This window comes from Lutibacter agarilyticus (genome assembly GCF_900188235.1).
Lineage (GTDB): Bacteria > Bacteroidota > Bacteroidia > Flavobacteriales > Flavobacteriaceae > Lutibacter > Lutibacter agarilyticus.
Genome location: NZ_FZNT01000004.1, coordinates 347,920 through 365,906, shown reverse-complemented (window position 1 = coordinate 365,906; position 17,987 = coordinate 347,920). Strand labels below are relative to the sequence as shown.

The window sequence follows — 17,987 nt, the reverse complement described above, 5'->3', positions numbered from 1 at the left end:
TAGTAACATTCATGTAGCCTTAGCTGGGTTTTGTTTAACTAAAGTCACTTTGCTCAAATTTGGGTTTAATACATTTATTTCACCATTATTTGTGGCGCTTTCTATAATTGTGTCTTATAATTTTATTCGGTTTTATGAAATTAAAACCAATAGATTAGGTTGGTTAAAACAGTGGTTTATTGAACAAAAGAAGGTTTTAATTTCGTTGTCTATTGCTTCAATTTTAGGACTTATTTATTTGTTGTTTTTTACTGAATTTAAGCTGAATTCATTAGTAATTGTACTGCCTTTTGCTTTTATGACTCTTTTTTATGTGATTCCCATTTTTAAAATAGGTAGTTTAGAAGTTTCTTTTCGCAATTTTCCTGGTCTTAAAATTTTTAGCATTGCCATTGCTTGGGCAGGAATATCGGTTTTATTTCCGTTATACCAAGAAGGTTTTAAATTTAACCAAAGTGTATTTATTGAATTTATGCAGCGTGTTTTATTTTTGATTGCAATAACACTTCCTTTTGATATTAGAGATTTGCCGTCTGATTCAGAAGAATTAAAAACAATACCACAGGTTTTAGGTGTTCACAATACTAAAATAATAGGAACGCTGTTGTTAGTATTTTTTGTGTTGTTAGGATTTGTAGTGCAAACCAATTTAATAACAACGTTTATAATAGCCATTGTTACAGGTTTGTTTTTATGGTTTTCAACGGTAAACAATTCTAGGTATTATGCAAGTTTTTGGGTAGAAGCAATTCCAATTTTCTGGTTGTGTTTAATTGTGCTATTTTTAAATAATTAAATTTGAAGAAATGGAGCGTAAATACAAACAGTATTTTGAAACAAATAAAGAAACTTGGAATAAAAAAGTAAATATTCATGCAAAATCTGAGTTTTATGATGTTGCTAGTTTTTTGGAAGGAACAACATCTTTAAATGCATATGAGTTAGAAGAATTAGGAGATGTAAAAGGAAAATCGTTGTTGCATTTACAATGTCATTTTGGGCAAGATACGTTAAGTTGGAGTAGGTTAGGAGCTAAATGTACTGGGATAGATTTGTCTGGTGAAGGAATAAAAGAAGCTATAAAATTAAATAATGAATTAGGGTTAGATACAACATTTATAGAAAGTAATTTGTATGATGTTCCTGAGAAAGTAGTTGGAGAATTTGATATTGTTTTTACATCTTACGGTGTTGTTGGCTGGTTGCCCGATTTAAAAACGTGGGGCGAAATTATTGCAAGTAAATTAAAAAAAGGAGGCGTGTTTTATATGATTGAATTTCATCCAATTGTTTGGATGTTCGATTTTTTACAAACACCACCAAAATTAACGTATCCTTATTTAAATAGCGGAGTTATTTATGAAGAATACAAAGGAACTTACACCAATTCTGACGCAGATATTTTAAGTAAAGAATATGGTTGGAATCACGGTTTGGGTGAAGTTATTACTTCATTAACAAATGCCGGATTGCAAATTGAGTTTTTACATGAATTTGAAAAATCTCCTTACAATAGTTTTCCTGAAATGGATGCAACAGATGACGGCATGTTTGTATTAAAAAACGAACAGCGAATGATTCCTTTATTGTATTCAATTAGAGCTACAAAGAAATAAAAAAGGCTTCCGTAATTGGAAGCCTTTTTTATAATATGTTGTAGATTCTTAACTTAATAGTTTGTCGATTTTAGCTTTTTCTTCTTCTGCTAAAGCACCATCAACTAAAATTCTACCACTGTGTTCATCAGTAATAATTTTTCTACGGCTTGCAATTTCAACCTGTCTTTGAGGTGGAATTGTAAAGAAAGAACCACCAGAAGCACCTCTTTCAATAGAAACAACAGCCAACCCGTTTTTTACAGTTGATCTAATTCTTTTATAAGCTTTTAATAAATGATCATCAATAGATTCAGCATATTCAGCAGACTTTTCAAGTAATAAAGTCTCTTCTTTTGCAGTATCACCCATAATATCATCTAACTCAGCAACTTTATGTTTTAAAAGATCTTCTTGCTTTGCAATATTATCTTTAGTGCCAGCAATTACTTCGTTTTTTTGCTCAATTTTAGCTTTAAATTCTTTAATTCTTTTTTCAGCTAATTCAATTTCAAGCTCTTGGTATTCAGTTTCTTTAGCAATAGAGTTAAATTCTCTGTTGTTACGAACATTTTTTTGTTGCTCAGCGTATTTTTTTACTAACGCCTTAGCATCTTCAATTACTTGTTTTTTGGCAGTTATTTCACTTTTAAAATTAACCACATCTGTATCTAAATTTGCAAGTCTTTTATTTAAACCTACAATTTCATCTTCTAAATCTTCAATCTCTAAAGGTAATTCACCTCTTACGCTTTTAATTTCATCAACTCTTGAATCGATTAATTGTAAGTCGTAAAGCGCTCTTAGCTTTTCTTCAACAGTAACTTCTTTCTTTTTAGCCATATTATAAGTAATATATTGGATTTGTGTTTCTTTGTGATAAAATGATTGCAAAATTAGGAAATTTTTTTGTAAGAATCTCAACTAAAAGATTTTTTGTGAATTGTTCACTCTCATAATGTCCAATATCTGCAATAATTAGTTTACCTTCTGCTTTATAAAACTCGTGATATTTTATATCAGCAGTAATATATATATCTGCTCCTTTATGTATAGCATTATCTATTGCAAAACTTCCTGAGCCACCTAAAACAGCGACTTTTTTAATAGGTTTGTCTAAAATTTTAGAATGTCGAATTCCTTTTGCATTCATTGTTTCTTTTACAAAACTTAAGAACTCTAAAGCCGATTTTTCTTCAGGTAATTCACCTATCATTCCCATACCTATTTCTTGGTGAATATTGTCTAAAGGAACAATGTCATACGCAACTTCTTCATAAGGATGTGCACTAAAAAGCGCAGATAAGATATTTCGCTCTAAATGTTTTTCATAAATAACACTTATAAAAGTCTCTTTCTCGGTGTGTAATTTTCCTTTTTCACCAATTACCGGATTTGAATGTTCGTTTCCACGGTAAGTACCTGCTCCTTCAGTATTAAAACTGCAAAAATCATAATTACCAATATTACCAGCACCTGCTTTAAAAAGTGCTAAACGGACTTCTTCAGCGTTTTCAATAGGAGCATAGGTAGTTAATTTTTTAATGGTATTTTTTTGAGGAATCAATATTTTTTTATTCTGAAGACCTAAAACTTCACAGATTCTTGCATTTACACCTTGAAAGGAATTATCTAGCGCTGTGTGCATTGCATAAATAGCAATGTCATTTTTTATAGCTTTTAAAACAACACGTTCCACATAGTTTTTGCCATTTAATTTTTTTAAGCCTGAAAATATAATTGGATGAAAACTTACAATTAAATTACATCCTTTTTCAATAGCCTCATCAACTACATTTTCTAAGGTGTCTAGGGTAACCAAAACACCTGAAACATTATCATTATAATTTCCAACTAAAAGTCCAACATTGTCAAATCCTTCAGCATAATTTAAAGGTGCAATTTCTTCAATACAAGCGGTGATGTCTTTTATTTTCATGATAGGTTTTAAGTGGTTTTTACAAAGATAAATTTTACTTCAGAAAGTTAAAGAATTTAACTAGAAATTTAGTGATTTGTTTTGTATTTTCGCTTTTGGTGAAAGTGATAAGAAAAATATTAGTTCCGTTTTCTTTGTTGTATGGTTTAATTACAACAATCCGTAATTTTTTATACACTAATAATGTTTTAAAATCAACAAAATTTAAAACACCAACCATTGTAGTTGGGAATTTAAGTGTTGGTGGAACTGGTAAAACACCTCAAATAGAATATTTAATTCGTTTGTTACAAAACCATTATAAAATTGCAGTTTTAAGTAGAGGGTATAAACGAAAAAGTAAAGGTTTTGTATTGGCTGATGAATTTGCAACTGCTGAAACTATTGGCGATGAGCCTTTTCAGTTTTATAAGAAATTTAAGAATGTAATAGTTTGTGTTGATGCCAACCGAACCAACGGAATTCAACAATTAGAAAAACTTAAAACACCACCCGATATTATTTTATTAGATGATGCTTTTCAGCATAGAAAAGTACAAGGAGGTTTTAATATTTTATTAACCTCTTATAATAATTTATATGTTGATGATTTTATGTTGCCAACAGGAAATTTAAGAGAAACAAAGTTTGGAGCAAATAGAGCACAGGCTATTATTGTAACTAAATGCCCTGAGACGCTTTCGGTTGAAGTGCAACAAACCATTTCAAAAAAACTGAAACCAGCAAGCAACCAACCTGTGTTTTTTACAACAATTACTTACGACGAAACTTTAAAAGGTTCAGCCGAACTAGCGTTGCAAGATTTAATAAATACTGAAATTTTATTAATTACGGGTATTGCAAATCCTGTTCCTTTGATTAATTATTTGAGAAAGAAAGAGGTAAAATTTAAGCAGCTAAACTATCCAGATCACTATCATTTTAAAGATAAAGATATTAATGAAATTCAGCAATCTTTTAACGCTATTCAATCAAAAAATAAGATAGTTTTAACTACCGAAAAAGATTATGTTCGTATCTTTGACAGGTTGAAAAATGTGTATTACATTTCAATAAAAACAACATTTATAACTAATAAAAATAGTTTTGATACTATTGTAAATAATTATGTGGGAAAAAGTTCAGGACACCGTTAAATTTCTTCAAGATAAAGGAATTACAACACCAGATTATGGTATTATTTTAGGAACAGGGTTAGGAAATTTAGTTGAAAAAATTACCATAGAAATTTCAATTTCTTATGATGAAATTCCAAATTTTCCAGTTTCAACTGTTGAAGGTCATTCAGGAGAATTAATTTTTGGAACTATTGGAAATAAAAAAGTATTGGCAATGCGAGGTCGTTTTCATTATTATGAAGGTTGGACAATGGAGCAAACCGTTTTTCCAGTAAGAGTAATGAAATATTTAGGTGTTGAAAATCTAATTGTGTCAAATGCCTCAGGTGGTGTAAATGCAAACTTCAAAGTTGGTGATATTATGATTATTACCGATCATATTAATATGATTCCAGAACACCCGCTTAGAGGTAAAAATGAAGAACGTTTTGGACCGCGTTTTGTTGATATGCACGAGCCATATTGCAAAAAAATGATTTCGAAAATGGAAAATGTAGCCAATAAATTAGAGGTGAATGTTCACAAAGGAATTTATTTAGCATTGCAAGGACCAACTTTTGAAACGCCTGCAGAATATAAAATGGTGAAAATTTTAGGAGCTGATGCTGTTGGAATGTCAACCGTTCCTGAAGTTATTGTTGCAAAACATATGGGGATGACGTGCTTTGGAATTTCAGTAATTACAGATTTAGGTGTTGAAGGAATTGTAGAGTCAGTATCTCATGAAGAAGTACAACAAGTAGCAAAAAAATCTGAAAAAGTGGTAGGGCGATTGGTTGAAGAGTTTATAAAATCGTAGTAAAACAATCCTATATATAATAAAAAAACCGCTAATAGCGGTTTTTTTATTTTATAATTGATTATTATATAAACTTTTAATAATACCGTCGGCCAATCCAACCTTTGGTACGTATATTTTTTTTGCACCGCTCCATTTCATGGCATTTAAATAAATTTTGGTTGCAGGTATAATTACATCGGCTCTATCAGGATTCAAATCTAATTCTGAGATACGTTCATCATAAGTCATTTTTTTTAGAAAATGAAATTGTGATTTTACATAAATATACGAAAGTGGTTTACCTAACGGTTTCCCAGAAAGCTTAAACAACTTATTGATGTTTCCTCCAGAACCAATCATAGAAACTCTTTTAAGGTTTAATGTATTCGATTTTATCCAAACTTCCATGTTTTCCCAAACATGCTTAAAAGATTTTTCTTTATTTAATAAACGTACAGTACCTATTTTAAACGATTTTGAATTGATAATTTTACCATTTGAGAAAATGGTTATTTCAGTACTACCACCACCAACATCAACATATAAATACGATTTATCTTTTTCAATAATAGTTGATAAATCTGTAGAAAAAATAATGGCGGCTTCTTTTTTTCCATCAATAATATTGATTTTCACACCTGTTTTATCTAAAATATCCTCAATAACTTCTTGTCCGTTTGATGCATCTCTCATTGCAGAAGTTGCACAAGCATAATAATTTGTAACACCATGAACATCCATTAATAATTTAAAGGCTTCCATAGCTTTAATCATTCGACCTTTATTTTCTTCTGAAATAAAACCTTTAAGAAATGAGTCGGCACCTAAACGTATGGGCACCCTTACTAGAGCTGATTTTTTAAAGCTTGGTTCAGTGCTGTTTTTCTGAGTAATAATGTTTGAAACTAACAATCTAATTGCATTTGATCCAATATCTATTCCTGCAAGTTTTTCAATTTTCAAAATAAGATTATTTATAATGTTTTGGGAATTCAGTTATAATTGTTTTTCCAGATTTGATGTTTTTCCAATGGCTAGCTTCAAATTTAATACCAATTACACCACAAGTAGGTACGTGATCAACTTGAATGCTGCCAAACTTATTTACAAAATCGCTGATACCGTGATCGTGGCTAAAAATAATAGCAGAATCAAAACTGTCATCGAGCGCTTTTACGGTTTTAATTAAATAGCCATCGCTAAAATTGTACAACGATTTACTTATTTTTAGGTTGGCAAGTGGGTAGTTAAAACTGTAACTAAAAATCATAGCTGTATGTAAAGCTCTATTTGCACAGCTTGAAATAAAAACATCAGGTGTTGCAATTTTTTTATTTAATACACTTGATATTAAATAGGCGTCATTGATTCCTCGTTGTTTTAAAGGCCTGTCAATATCCTTGATACCTTCATATTCCCAAGAAGATTTTGCATGTCTAACAATATAAAGTGTTTTCATATAGTTTGTAGTTGGTTTTTCAAATATAAAAAATTATGGTGCCAAACGGTCAATTTTCCAATCATAATCTTCTTGTAAAGTATATCGTATTCTATCGTGCATTCTATTAGGTCTTCCTTGCCAAAATTCAATATTTATAGGTTTTACAATATAACCTCCCCAATTTTTGGGTCTTGTAATTTCTTTATTTTTAAATTGTTCTTCAAAAGAAGCTAGCCTGTCATCTAAATACTTTCTTGATGCAACAACTTCGCTTTGGTCTGAAGCCCAAGCTCCTAATTTGCTTCCGTCAGGTCTAGATTCAAAATAACCGTCTGATAAATTTTCAGTAATTTTTTCAGCAGTTCCTTTTATAATAACTTGTCGTTCAATATGATGCCAAAAAAAAGAGAGGCATACATTTGGGTTTTCTTCAATAGCTAATCCTTTTTCGCTATTGTAATTGGTGTAAAAAATAAAGCCTTCCCAGGTGTATTTTTTTAGTAAAACCACCCGGTTTTTTGGAAAACCATCTTTTCCAATGGTTGAAATTGTCATAGCATTGGCTTCAACATCACTTCCAAATTCTTCAACTTCATAAAACCATTTTTGAAATAATTCAAGAGGATTTTCAGAAATATTATTTTTTGAAAGCTCACTTTTCTGATATACTTTACGGTAATTACTTAAATCATTCTCCATTCAACAAAAATAAAAATTCTTTTGTAGGTTCAATTTGTTTTATAAACTATTTATCCATTCTTTTTTGAATAGTTAAGAGTCCTAAAAACGTGAATAGCCCGTTTACAATTAATAATTCGTACCCAAATACATAGCCATCAAATAGTGTTTGTGAATACAAGTTTAAAAAATAAGTTGCAATCACTGAAATAATAGCTATAAACCAAACAAATTGATCTTTAATGTTAATTTTTGTAAAAATTCCAAAGGCAAATAAGCCTAAAAGTGGTCCGTAGGTATAGGAAGCTACTTGTAGTAAGCTGCTTATTACGTTGTCTTGAAGTACGTGTTTGAAAATAATAATAACAACAATTAATAAAATTGAAATTGCAATATGAGCTCGTTTTCTTAATGTTTTTTGTGTTGTTTTTTCTTTATTTTCAATGTCTAAAAAATCAATACAATAGGAAGTAGTAAGCGATGTCAAAGCACTATCGGCACTTGAATAAGCCGCCGCAATTAAACCTAGAATAAACACAATTCCTATGGTAATTCCTAAGCCGCCTTTTAATGCGATTTCAGGAAAAAGTAAATCTGTTTTTGGTTTACCGTCAACTAAAGGTATTTGTATTCCAAATTTTTCGGCATATATAAAAAGTAACGCTCCTAGTGTTAAAAATATAAAATTGACAATAATCAACACAAAACCAAGTGAAATTACATTCCATTGTGCTTCTTTTGTGTTTTTACAAGTCAAGTTTTTTTGCATCATATCTTGATCTAAACCTGTCATCGCAATGGCAATAAACATTCCGCCAAGAAATGATTTTAAGAAGAATGTTTTATTATTAAAATCGTCAAAAAAGAAAATTTTGCTGTAACTATTAAATTCAGATGAAGCAAAAAGTTCTGAAACCGTCCAATCTAATTCGCCTAGAATAATAAATATGGTAGCAAAAACAGCAATTAACATGAACAGTGTTTGTAAAGTATCAGTCCAAACAATGGTTTTAATTCCGCCTTTAAACGTGTAAATCCAAATTAATAAAATGGAGAGAATTACGGTAATTTCAAACGGAACATTCCAAGCGTCAAAAATAAAATATTGCAATACTGATGCTACTAAAAATAGTCTAAATGAAGCGCCTAAAACTCTGGAAATGAAAAAGAAAAAAGCTCCTGTTTTATGTGTCTTTGGTCCAAATCTGTGTTTTAAAAATTCGTAAATTGAAGTGACTTTTAATCTATAATAAATAGGAATTAATACATACGCAATTACAAAATAACCAAATAAATATCCAAAAACAATTTGCATATAGCTAAACTGAGAACTTTGCACCCAGCCAGGAACCGATATAAATGTTACGCCTGAAAGCGAGGCGCCAATCATTCCAAAAGCTACAACATACCAAGGTGATTTTTTATTGGCTTTAAAAAAAGTATCGTTGCTATCATTTTTACCAGTAAAATAGGCAATTGTAAGTAGCACGCAAAAATAAACAGCAATTAGTAAAAGTATATAAATTGGTTTCATGAATAAGTTTCATTGTTTGAGTAACAAAGAAACTAAAATTATTGAGAATATCGTTTCCTAATTGTACATTTGCTGCATGAATTTTTCGTCTAAACTTTTAGAAAAAGCTGTAAATGAAGTTTCTCAATTACCAGGAATTGGTAAGAGAACTGCCTTACGTTTGGTATTGCACTTATTAAAACAACCAACAATTAATACGCATCATTTAGCTAACTCTTTAACCACTTTAGTTGATGAAATAAAGTTGTGCAAGCAGTGTCATAATATTTCTGATGTTGAAATTTGTGAAATATGTAGTGCTGTTTCAAGAAATTCAGAAATTATTTGTGTGGTTGAAGATGTTCGTGATGTTATGGCAATTGAAAACACAGCACAATATAAAGGTTTATACCACGTTCTTGGTGGTAAGATTTCACCAATTGAAGGAATTGGCCCTCATAATTTAACCATTGAAAGTTTGGTTGAAAAGGTACAAAAAGGGTTGGTAAAAGAGGTTATTTTTGCATTGAGTTCAACTATTGAAGGCGATACAACTAATTTTTACATTTTTAAACAATTAGAAAAGTATCAAATAAAAACATCAACAATTGCACGTGGTATAGCTGTGGGCGATGAACTTGAATATGCAGATGAAGTAACTTTAGGAAGAAGTATTTTGAATAGAATACCTTTTGAAAACTCTCTTTAAAGCTATTTTTCCTCTAAACACAATGAAATCTTTTAACCATTGTAGTAAAATTTTTGAATAACTTGTTAGATATATCGGTAGTAATAGTAAATTATAATGTTCAATATTTTTTAGAACAATGTATATTAAGTGTACAAGCCGCTTCCATAAATTTAGCCGTAGAAATTATTGTTGTTGATAACAATTCAACAGATGGAAGTTGTAAAATGCTTTTGGAGAACTATCCTAAAGTACATCTTATTCAAAACAAAAATAATACTGGTTTTTCAAAGGCAAATAACCAAGGAGTTGCTATTGCAAAAGGTGAATATGTTTTAATTTTAAACCCAGATACTGTTGTTGCAGAAGATACATTCAATTTAATTTTAGATTTTGCTAAATCAAAACAAAATTTGGGGATTTTGGGGGTGAAACTGATTGATGGAACTGGTAACTTTTTACCTGAAAGTAAAAGAGGAATTCCTACACCAAACGTTTCATTTAACAAACTTTTTGGAATTTCAAGCAAACAAACAGGTAAATATTATGCTGCCCATTTAAATGAAAATGAAACTGGAATTGTAGATGTTTTGGTTGGAGCTTTTATGCTTTTAAAACGATCGGTTTATGTAGAAGTACATGGTTTTGATGAAGACTATTTTATGTATGGTGAGGATATTGATTTAAGTTATAAAATATTGAATAAAGGCTATCAAAATTTCTATTATGCAGATACATCTGTGATTCATTATAAAGGTGAAAGCACAAAAAAAGACATAAAATATTTAAAGTATTTTCATGAAGCTATGAAAATATTTTATAGAAAGCATTTTAAGTTAAACCGTTTGTACGATTTTATAATGAGTATTGGAATTGAATGCTGGTTTTTACTTAAATATTTTCAATACAAAACAACTGATGATCGCTTTGATAATGATACAAGTAAAGTGTTGTATTTCGGTAAAAATGAATTAATTACGACTTATTTAAAGAAGAAGTATTTGTTAGTGAATGAAATTTTAATGGATGATACTGAGCTTATAAAAACATTGATTAAAACAAATGCTATTGATACTATTGTTTTTGATAATTCAGTACTTTCAAATAAAAAAATCATCACCCATTTTGAACTATTAAAAAACGAACAAGCGAACTTTAAAATACATCCTAAAAATACCAATTATTTAATAGGAAGTAATTGTTCAGTGAATAGAGGTGAAGTAGAATTAATTACGAAAAGTTAATTTTTTTCGATTTTAATTCTAGCATCAACAGCCATAATTTCTTTTGAATTTCCTAGTAACGGATTTAAATCTAATTCAATAATTTCTGGAGCAATAGTCACTAAATTTGAGATTTTTTCAATGATTTCTGAAAATAATAATTCGTTAACACCTTCCTGGTTTCTAATTCCTTGTATTATTTTATACGATTTTAATTGTTGAATCATAGTTTTGGATTCTTCTTTTGAAACGGGTACTAAACTAGCCTTCATATCTTTTAATATTTCAATATAAATTCCGCCAAGACCACATAAAACAAGATGCCCAAAATTGCTTTCTTTTTTTGCGCCAACAAATAATTCAATGCCTTTTTTCATAGGTTGAATTAACACTGAAGTAGCTCCTTTAATTTTCATGATAGTATCAAATGATACTATCATTTTTTCTTCAGAAGTTATATTTAAAATAATACCACCAACATCACTTTTATGAATTGGTCCAACAACCTTCATTACAGCAGGAAATCCAATTTTTTCGATTTCAGCAATGCATTCTTGCTTTGTTTTACAAATAACTTGTTGAACAATCGGTATTTTTGAAGCAGTTAGTAATGCTTGTACTTGCTGAGGTTCTAAATACCCATTTTTAGCATTTTTAATAATTTTTCGTATTTTAATTTCATCAACTTTAAAATTAGAGTGGGTTGTTTTTAGTGGTTTTGGGGTGTTAAAAATAGTACCTAATGCTTCTCCAAATAATACTTCATCAGGAAAACACCTATTGCCTTTTGCAATAAAATCGTCAATTTCATTTATTACATTTACAACTGATGGTAGTACTGCATAAATAGGTTTTTTACAAGTTCTCATTTTTTCATCAATAACATTATATGCATCGTAAACTTCAAACAATCCGGGACTTCCAAAAATCACCACCATAGCATCAATATTATCGAATTTATGTTCGCAATAATCAATAATGGTTGAAAGCTGATTGGCATTTCCTGTTGCTAAAAAGTCGATAGGGTTTGAAACCGAAGAACCTTCGTATAACTGCTCTAAAAGTTCAATGCTTTCTTTTCCTTCAATTATTGGAACGTTTAAACCGTTTTTTGAAAGCGCATCAGTCAGCATAACTGCCGGGCCACCAGCGTGTGTAATAATTGCAATGTTTTTGCCTGTTAGTTCAGTATTCATAAAAATAGAAGCTATGGTAACCAATTCATTTCTACCATAACATCTTACAATTCCGGCTTTTTTAAATAAAGCATCAACAGCTACATCAGAACTTACCAAAGCACCTGTATGTGAACTTGCAGCCCTGCTTCCTGCGGAAGAACTTCCTGCTTTTATTGCAGCAATTTTACAGCCTTTTTGTATTAAAGAGGTTGCATGTTTTAATAATTTTTGTGGATTTTCAATACTTTCAATATAAAGCAATTTCACTTTTGAACTTGTTTTACTATTAAAAGTTTCGTCTAAATGCTGCAGAACTTCTTCTACGCCAATTTGAGCAGAATTTCCTACCGAATAAACACTAGAAAATGTGAGTCCGGTTTGTTTAGCTGTTTCTATAATAAAAACTGCTGTTGCTCCAGAACCTGAGATGAAATCTACACCTTTAGCATCTAGTTTTGGAATGGGAGTTGTAAAAACTCCTGCATAATTCTGATTGATTAATCCAATATTGTTTGGTCCAAGTAGCGTACCGCCAACCTTGTTTATTTCTACTACTAGTTGTTGTTCAAGTTTTTTTCCTTCTGCATCTTTTTCGCTAAACCCTGCTGAAAAAATAATAAATCCTTTCGTGTTTTTTTCTCTACATAAAACCTGTACGGTTTCCAACGTGAATTTTGCGGTAATTGCTATAATGGCAACATCAACATTTGGAATTTCTGAGACGTTTTTAAAGCATTTAATATTTTGAACCGTTGTTTCTTTAGGGTTTACAGCAACTAATTTACCTTTAAAATTATGGTCGATTAAATTTTTTAAAACGCGTCCGCCAGGTGTATGTATGTTATTTGAAGCGCCTATAACGGCAATACTTTTTGGGTTGATTAACTTGTGGTGTAGCATACTTTAAAATACAATTTATGAAACAATTTCAGCTGCAATTTCTTTTCCTTTATAAAATGCTTTTAGGTTTTTGTTTACAATGCGTTCACCTTTTCGTTCAAAAAGTGATTTTATAGCGTTTATTATTTCAGCTTCATTTAAAGGGATTAAGGCTGAGGCTGCGCCTAACAAAACAATGTTTGTAGCTTTTGAATTGCCAAGATCTTTCGCTGTTCCTTTAGCGTCAATTATAATACTGTTTGGATGTGAATTTATGACATCCTTTAATTTTTCTACTTCAGGATAATTTACAATATTTTCAAACGGATTTGAATCTGTAATTAAATAACCGTCTTCTTTCAAAAAAGGGATATAACGCAATAATTCCATTGGTTCTACAGAAATAATGAGGTCTGCTTTTCCTAGCGGAATTAAGTCTGAAAAAATTTCTTTATCTGAAATTCGAACATGACATTGCACAGCACCACCTCGCTGACTCATACCGTGAACTTCAGATTGTTTAATGTTTAAATTACCGTTGAGCGCAGCAGTATCTAAAATTGCTGCAATAGTTAAAATTCCTTGTCCGCCAACACCTGCTAAAATTATATTTGTTTTCATGTTGTTTTGTTTAAAGTGTTTTTTGAAGTTCTTTTAAAGCGTCTTTTCTTTCTTTTGGAAGTTGCACACAAGGCCGCTGTGCAATAACAACCGAAACGCCTGGGTAATTAATTTCCTCCCTAATTACATCAATATTTTTAGCTAAATTTTTGTGTAGTGGTGTAATTACTTTTAAATGATTTTCATCAACACCAATACCTTTACAAATTGAAATCAATCTTCCCGAAGCTGAAGAATCCTGTGCGCCTGTCATTGCAATTGCTGAATTGTCTGAAATAATTACGGTGATAGGTGTGTTTTCAATAACAGCATCTAACAACCCGGTCATTCCAGAATGTGTAAATGTTGAATCTCCAATAATTGCTATTGAAGGATGAATTCCGGCATCTGAAGCGCCTTTTGCCATGGTAATTGATGCACCCATATCAATCAAAGTATTGATACTTTTGTACGGAGGTAAAACGCCCAAAGCATAACAGCCAATATCTCCAAAAACTTGTTGATTGCTGTGTTCTTTACTCAGTTGGTTAATGGCTTCAAAAAGATCTCTATGTGCGCAGCCAACACATAATTCAGGAGGGCGATCAGTTACAATGGTTGGAATATCTTCAGGGTAAGTCATTTCAAACCCTAAAGCATCCGAAATATTATCAGGATTTAATTCACCTACACGATTTAAATGACCAGTTAAGCGTCCCATTACTTTTTTATTTCTTCCGAAGTAATCATGAACTAATTCTTCAATAAAAGGAGCGCCATCTTCAAGAACTAGTATTTTTTTACAAGTGTCAAAAAGTTTTGTTACTTGTTTTTTTGGAAGTGGGTATTGACCAATTTTTAATATTGGAAAAGGGCAGGTGTCATCATCAAAATTTTCCATTAAATAATTGTAGGCAATTCCTGAAGCTATAATTCCTAATGAATTATTTGGGCCGCTAATGTATTTGTTGAAATTACTATTTTCTGAACTTTCTCTAGAGTCACTTTGAATAGCTACCAAATGTTGATACCTATTTCTTGCATGTATTGGTATTAGTTGAAATTGATGCGGGTTTTTAGGTAAATGAATAGTGTTTTGTGGCTTCGGTTTATAAGTTTCAATACCAGCTCTTGAATGTGATAAACGTGTAACCATACGAATCATAATAGGTAAGCCTATTTGTTCAGATAAATAAAAGGCATATCTAGTAATGTCATAAGCTTCTTGTTGGTTTGAAGGTTCTAAAATAGGAATCATTGCAAAGCGGCCATAATTACGAGAATCTTGCTCGTTTTGAGAAGAATGCATAGAAGGATCATCGGCAACCACAACTACCAAACCACCATTAATACCTGAAATAGCCATATTCATAAAAACATCAGCAGCTACATTTAAACCTACGTGTTTCATTACAGTCATGGCACGTTTTCCGGCATACGACATGCCCAAAGCAGCTTCCATAGCCGTTTTTTCATTTACCGACCATTTAGAGTGAATTTTTAATTCAGTGGCTATTTTTGATTGTTGGATGTATTCTGTAATTTCGGTTGATGGAGTTCCTGGATATGCATACACACCAGAAATTCCTGCATCTATGGCGCCTTGTGCTAAAGCCTCGTTTCCTAATAGAAGTTTTTTCATAATTTATAGCTTATAAAAGAATGTTGTTCTGTGCTATAAATTTACGAAATCGTTTTCGATTACTGCTTGATTTTAATTGAAATGTAACATTTAATACCTTGGTATTTAATGTGTTGAATTGTTAGTTTTTTAATGAGATGATTAAATAGTATTTAATGATTCAAAGTGAAGTTTTGTTATTTTTTATGAAATTAAAAGAAGAATTATTGTATTCGCAATTTAGGTTTGTTGTTAATTTTTATCCCAACTATTCTTTTTCCGAATGTTTTTATACAATTTAACACCTAACATTAATAAAACAGAAACACCTACAATACCTGTTACGCCAAAAATCCAACCAAATGAAGTTTTTAAAACCACTAAAAATACACAAGCAAATAAAATAATAGTTGCCACTTCGTTCCAAATACGTAAAGCGAATGAAGAGAATTTTAAATTTCCCTTTTCAATTTGATTGTACAAAATTTGGCACGACCAATGGTATGCAAAAAGAGCAGCTACAAATCCTAATTTAATTTGCATCCAACCCATTTGAAGCCAAGCAGGTTGTAAAATTAGCAGCCAAACTGCAAAAACAGTAGCTAAAACAGCTGAAGGCCAGGTAATAATATACCATAGCCTTTTAATCATTAACTGATATTGTTTGGTTAAAATATTTTTTTCAATTGCAGGCTTTTCTTCGGCTTCTTTATAATAAATAAATAAGCGAATAATGTAAAATAAGCCAGCAAACCACGTGGTTATAAAAATAATATGGAGCGATTTAATATAAAGATAATCCATAAACTATATTATTTTTCAGCCCAAGTATTTATCCAGTTTGAAAGGGTTTTAATCCATTTTTCGTCTTCATTTAAACAAGGAATTGCTGTAAATTCTTCACCGCCATTTTCAATAAAAGATGCTTTAGCTTCCATTCCTATTTCTTCCAAGGTTTCTAAACAATCAGATACAAATGCAGGCGTTACAACGGCTAAGTTTTTTAAGCCATCTTTGGCTAAATCATCTATTACAAAATCGGTATAAGGTTTTATCCAAGGATCTCTTCCTAATCTAGATTGAAAAGAAACACTGTAAAAATCTTCTTTTAAATTTAATTTTTCAGCAACTAATTTTGTTGTTTCATAACATTGATGTCTGTAACAAAATTCGTGCGCAGGAGAAGGTGTATTACAACAACTTCCATCTAATTTACAATGTGATTTTGTAACATCAGATTTGCGAATATGACGTTCAGGAAGTCCGTGATAAGAAAAAAGTAAATGTTCTGGTTTTGCAGTATCTAATGATTTTTGAATGCTTTCACTTAGCGCTTCAATATAATCGGGTCTATTGTAAAATGCAGGTAAATCATTTAATGTAACTTGTGGAAAATATTTTTTCACTAATTTATCAGCCAAAGCTAAAATAGTTTCAGTTGAAGCCATCGCAAATTGTGGATATAACGGAACCAAATAAATTTCAGTAACACCTTGGTCAACTAATTTTTGAATACCACTTTTTAAAGACGGTTTACCATAACGCATTGCCAATTCAACGGGAATATCAACTTGCTTTTTAACTTTCTCATGTAATCTTTCTGATAACACAATTAGTGGAGAACCTTCATCCCACCATATTTTTTTATAAGCTGCCGCTGATTTTTTCGGACGAGTATTTAAAATAATCCCTTTAACTAATAATGCTCTAAAAATATAAGGTTTGTCAATAACGTATTCATCCATTAAAAATTCATCTAAATAATTTCTAACATCTTTAACTGATGTGCTATTTGGTGATCCTAAATTAATTAATAAGGCTCCTTTCATGGTGTTATGATTTTGCAAATTGTTTTGGTGTAGTACCGTATTTTCGTTTAAATGCTGCAATAAAGTGGCTTGAGTTGCTATACCCTAAGTTTAAAGCTACTTCATTTACGTTTAATTGTTGTTCTAGTAAAAGTTTTTTGGCTAATTCCATTTTGTAGTTCAATAAAAATGTAAAAACAGGAACTCCGTAAAACTCTTTAAAGTCATTTTTTAATTTTTTAATATTCAACCCAACTTTTTTTGCCAATTCATCTAATGAAGGTGGGTTGTTCATTTCTTCAATAATTATTTCTTTAGCGTTTTTAATTTTTGTAATTGTTTCTTCGCTTGCAATATACGGGCAATTTTCAGTTTCGTTTTCAGAAGTTGTGCTAAAATAATAACTTAACAATTCGTATACCTTTCCTTTTATATAAACGGGTCTCAGCGATTGGTTCAATTGCTTGGTTGTTAATTGGTTCAATATTAAACTAATAGATGTGTTCATTTCTTTTGGTTCAATAATTGGTTTACCTGTTTTAAAACTACTGAAATTAAATAAAAAATTTCCTTCAATAGTAAATAAAGAATGAAAATATTCAATTGAAATTAGGATCCCAATAAGTTCAGATTTTGGTGCTAGATTAAAAAGGATTTTCATTTTTTCATCCTTAAAATAAACCATACTTGAATTGCCAGTACTTAAATCTATGGCACAATGCTCCATATTAAAAGCAACTTTACAATGTTTATGTATTGAAAAGTATAATTGAATATAATTATTACTTAAATCGTGCTGAAATAGTTGGTTTTCTTCAGTTAAGTTGTTGAAATAAAATACTTTAAAAGACCCTTTTTCATTAAAAATTAAATGAGAACTTTTGTCGATATTTTTATAGAGATCAAAATTGGGTTTCATAAAGCA

Annotated in this window: 18 protein-coding genes; 6 read left to right on the top strand and 12 right to left on the bottom strand. The window is 30.6% G+C overall.

What is annotated here, in order from left to right:
- The first annotated feature begins 49 nt into the window (after nt 1–49).
- Entirely contained in the window at nt 50–796 is a 747-nt protein-coding gene (locus tag CHB67_RS09030) for a UbiA prenyltransferase family protein (protein WP_176461245.1), read from the top strand.
- Nucleotides 797–806: 10 nt separating this feature from the next.
- On the top strand, nt 807–1,616 hold the full coding sequence (locus CHB67_RS09025) for a class I SAM-dependent methyltransferase (protein WP_089381432.1): 810 nt from the start codon (nt 807–809) through the stop codon (nt 1,614–1,616).
- A gap of 48 nt (nt 1,617–1,664) precedes the next feature.
- On the opposite strand, the gene CHB67_RS09020 is transcribed toward CHB67_RS09025, so the two are convergent.
- Together CHB67_RS09020 and CHB67_RS09015 are read right to left on the bottom strand one after the other, a co-directional pair.
- Nucleotides 1,665–2,438: a zinc ribbon domain-containing protein gene (locus CHB67_RS09020; RefSeq protein WP_089381508.1), complete on the bottom strand. Its 774-nt coding sequence runs from the start codon at nt 2,436–2,438 to the stop codon at nt 1,665–1,667.
- Between the two features lies 1 nt (nt 2,439).
- A complete protein-coding gene (locus CHB67_RS09015; protein ID WP_089381431.1) occupies nt 2,440–3,534 on the bottom strand; it encodes a Nif3-like dinuclear metal center hexameric protein in 1,095 nt (364 codons plus the stop codon).
- 104 nt (nt 3,535–3,638) lie between these two features.
- On the opposite strand from CHB67_RS09015, the gene lpxK reads away from it, so the two are divergent.
- On the top strand, nt 3,639–4,670 hold the full coding sequence (lpxK, locus tag CHB67_RS09010) for a tetraacyldisaccharide 4'-kinase (protein ID WP_317045697.1): 1,032 nt from the start codon (nt 3,639–3,641) through the stop codon (nt 4,668–4,670).
- Nucleotides 4,642–5,451, top strand: coding sequence for a purine-nucleoside phosphorylase (locus tag CHB67_RS09005; RefSeq protein WP_089381429.1), 810 nt, complete (start codon nt 4,642–4,644; stop codon nt 5,449–5,451). Before lpxK ends, CHB67_RS09005 begins: the two co-directional genes overlap by 29 nt.
- Before the next feature lie 51 nt (nt 5,452–5,502).
- Here CHB67_RS09005 and CHB67_RS09000 read toward each other — a convergent pair whose 3' ends face one another.
- From CHB67_RS09000 to CHB67_RS08985, 4 genes are read right to left on the bottom strand one after another with little or no spacing between them, the layout of a single operon-like run.
- Complete coding sequence (locus CHB67_RS09000; RefSeq protein ID WP_089381428.1) at nt 5,503–6,399, bottom strand: Ppx/GppA phosphatase family protein; 897 nt, start codon at nt 6,397–6,399, stop codon at nt 5,503–5,505.
- A 4-nt stretch (nt 6,400–6,403) separates the two neighbouring features.
- Entirely contained in the window at nt 6,404–6,892 is a 489-nt protein-coding gene (locus tag CHB67_RS08995) for a SixA phosphatase family protein (protein ID WP_089381427.1), read from the bottom strand.
- 33 nt (nt 6,893–6,925) lie between these two features.
- Nucleotides 6,926–7,573, bottom strand: a complete 648-nt coding sequence (gene pdxH / locus CHB67_RS08990; RefSeq protein WP_089381426.1) for a pyridoxamine 5'-phosphate oxidase — start codon at nt 7,571–7,573, stop codon at nt 6,926–6,928.
- Nucleotides 7,574–7,619: 46 nt separating this feature from the next.
- Nucleotides 7,620–9,086 carry a sodium:solute symporter gene (locus CHB67_RS08985; protein WP_089381425.1) on the bottom strand — a complete coding sequence of 489 codons (1,467 nt, stop codon included), beginning with the start codon at nt 9,084–9,086 and terminating at the stop codon, nt 7,620–7,622.
- A 76-nt stretch (nt 9,087–9,162) separates the two neighbouring features.
- Here CHB67_RS08985 and recR point away from each other — a divergent pair, with 76 nt between their 5' ends.
- Nucleotides 9,163–9,774 (top strand): recombination mediator RecR, encoded by a 612-nt coding sequence (gene recR / locus CHB67_RS08980; RefSeq protein WP_089381424.1) that lies wholly within the window; start codon nt 9,163–9,165, stop codon nt 9,772–9,774.
- Nucleotides 9,775–9,827: 53 nt separating this feature from the next.
- Nucleotides 9,828–10,997 (top strand): glycosyltransferase family 2 protein, encoded by a 1,170-nt coding sequence (locus tag CHB67_RS08975; RefSeq protein ID WP_245813487.1) that lies wholly within the window; start codon nt 9,828–9,830, stop codon nt 10,995–10,997.
- On the opposite strand, the gene CHB67_RS08970 is transcribed toward CHB67_RS08975, so the two are convergent.
- From CHB67_RS08970 to CHB67_RS08945, 6 genes are all read right to left on the bottom strand, one after another.
- Entirely contained in the window at nt 10,994–13,054 is a 2,061-nt protein-coding gene (locus tag CHB67_RS08970; RefSeq protein ID WP_089381422.1) for an acetate--CoA ligase family protein, read from the bottom strand. The genes CHB67_RS08975 and CHB67_RS08970 overlap by 4 nt on opposite strands.
- 15 nt (nt 13,055–13,069) lie before the next feature.
- Nucleotides 13,070–13,654 (bottom strand): indolepyruvate oxidoreductase subunit beta, encoded by a 585-nt coding sequence (locus tag CHB67_RS08965; RefSeq protein ID WP_089381421.1) that lies wholly within the window; start codon nt 13,652–13,654, stop codon nt 13,070–13,072.
- 10 nt (nt 13,655–13,664) lie between these two features.
- Complete coding sequence (locus CHB67_RS08960; protein ID WP_217900261.1) at nt 13,665–15,275, bottom strand: thiamine pyrophosphate-dependent enzyme; 1,611 nt, start codon at nt 15,273–15,275, stop codon at nt 13,665–13,667.
- Between the two features lie 231 nt (nt 15,276–15,506).
- On the bottom strand, nt 15,507–16,058 hold the full coding sequence (locus CHB67_RS08955; protein ID WP_089381419.1) for a CopD family protein: 552 nt from the start codon (nt 16,056–16,058) through the stop codon (nt 15,507–15,509).
- A gap of 8 nt (nt 16,059–16,066) precedes the next feature.
- Complete coding sequence (gene hemH / locus CHB67_RS08950) at nt 16,067–17,083, bottom strand: ferrochelatase (protein WP_089381418.1); 1,017 nt, start codon at nt 17,081–17,083, stop codon at nt 16,067–16,069.
- Nucleotides 17,084–17,087: 4 nt separating this feature from the next.
- Complete coding sequence (locus CHB67_RS08945; protein ID WP_089381417.1) at nt 17,088–17,981, bottom strand: AraC family transcriptional regulator; 894 nt, start codon at nt 17,979–17,981, stop codon at nt 17,088–17,090.
- Nucleotides 17,982–17,987: the final 6 nt, after the last annotated feature.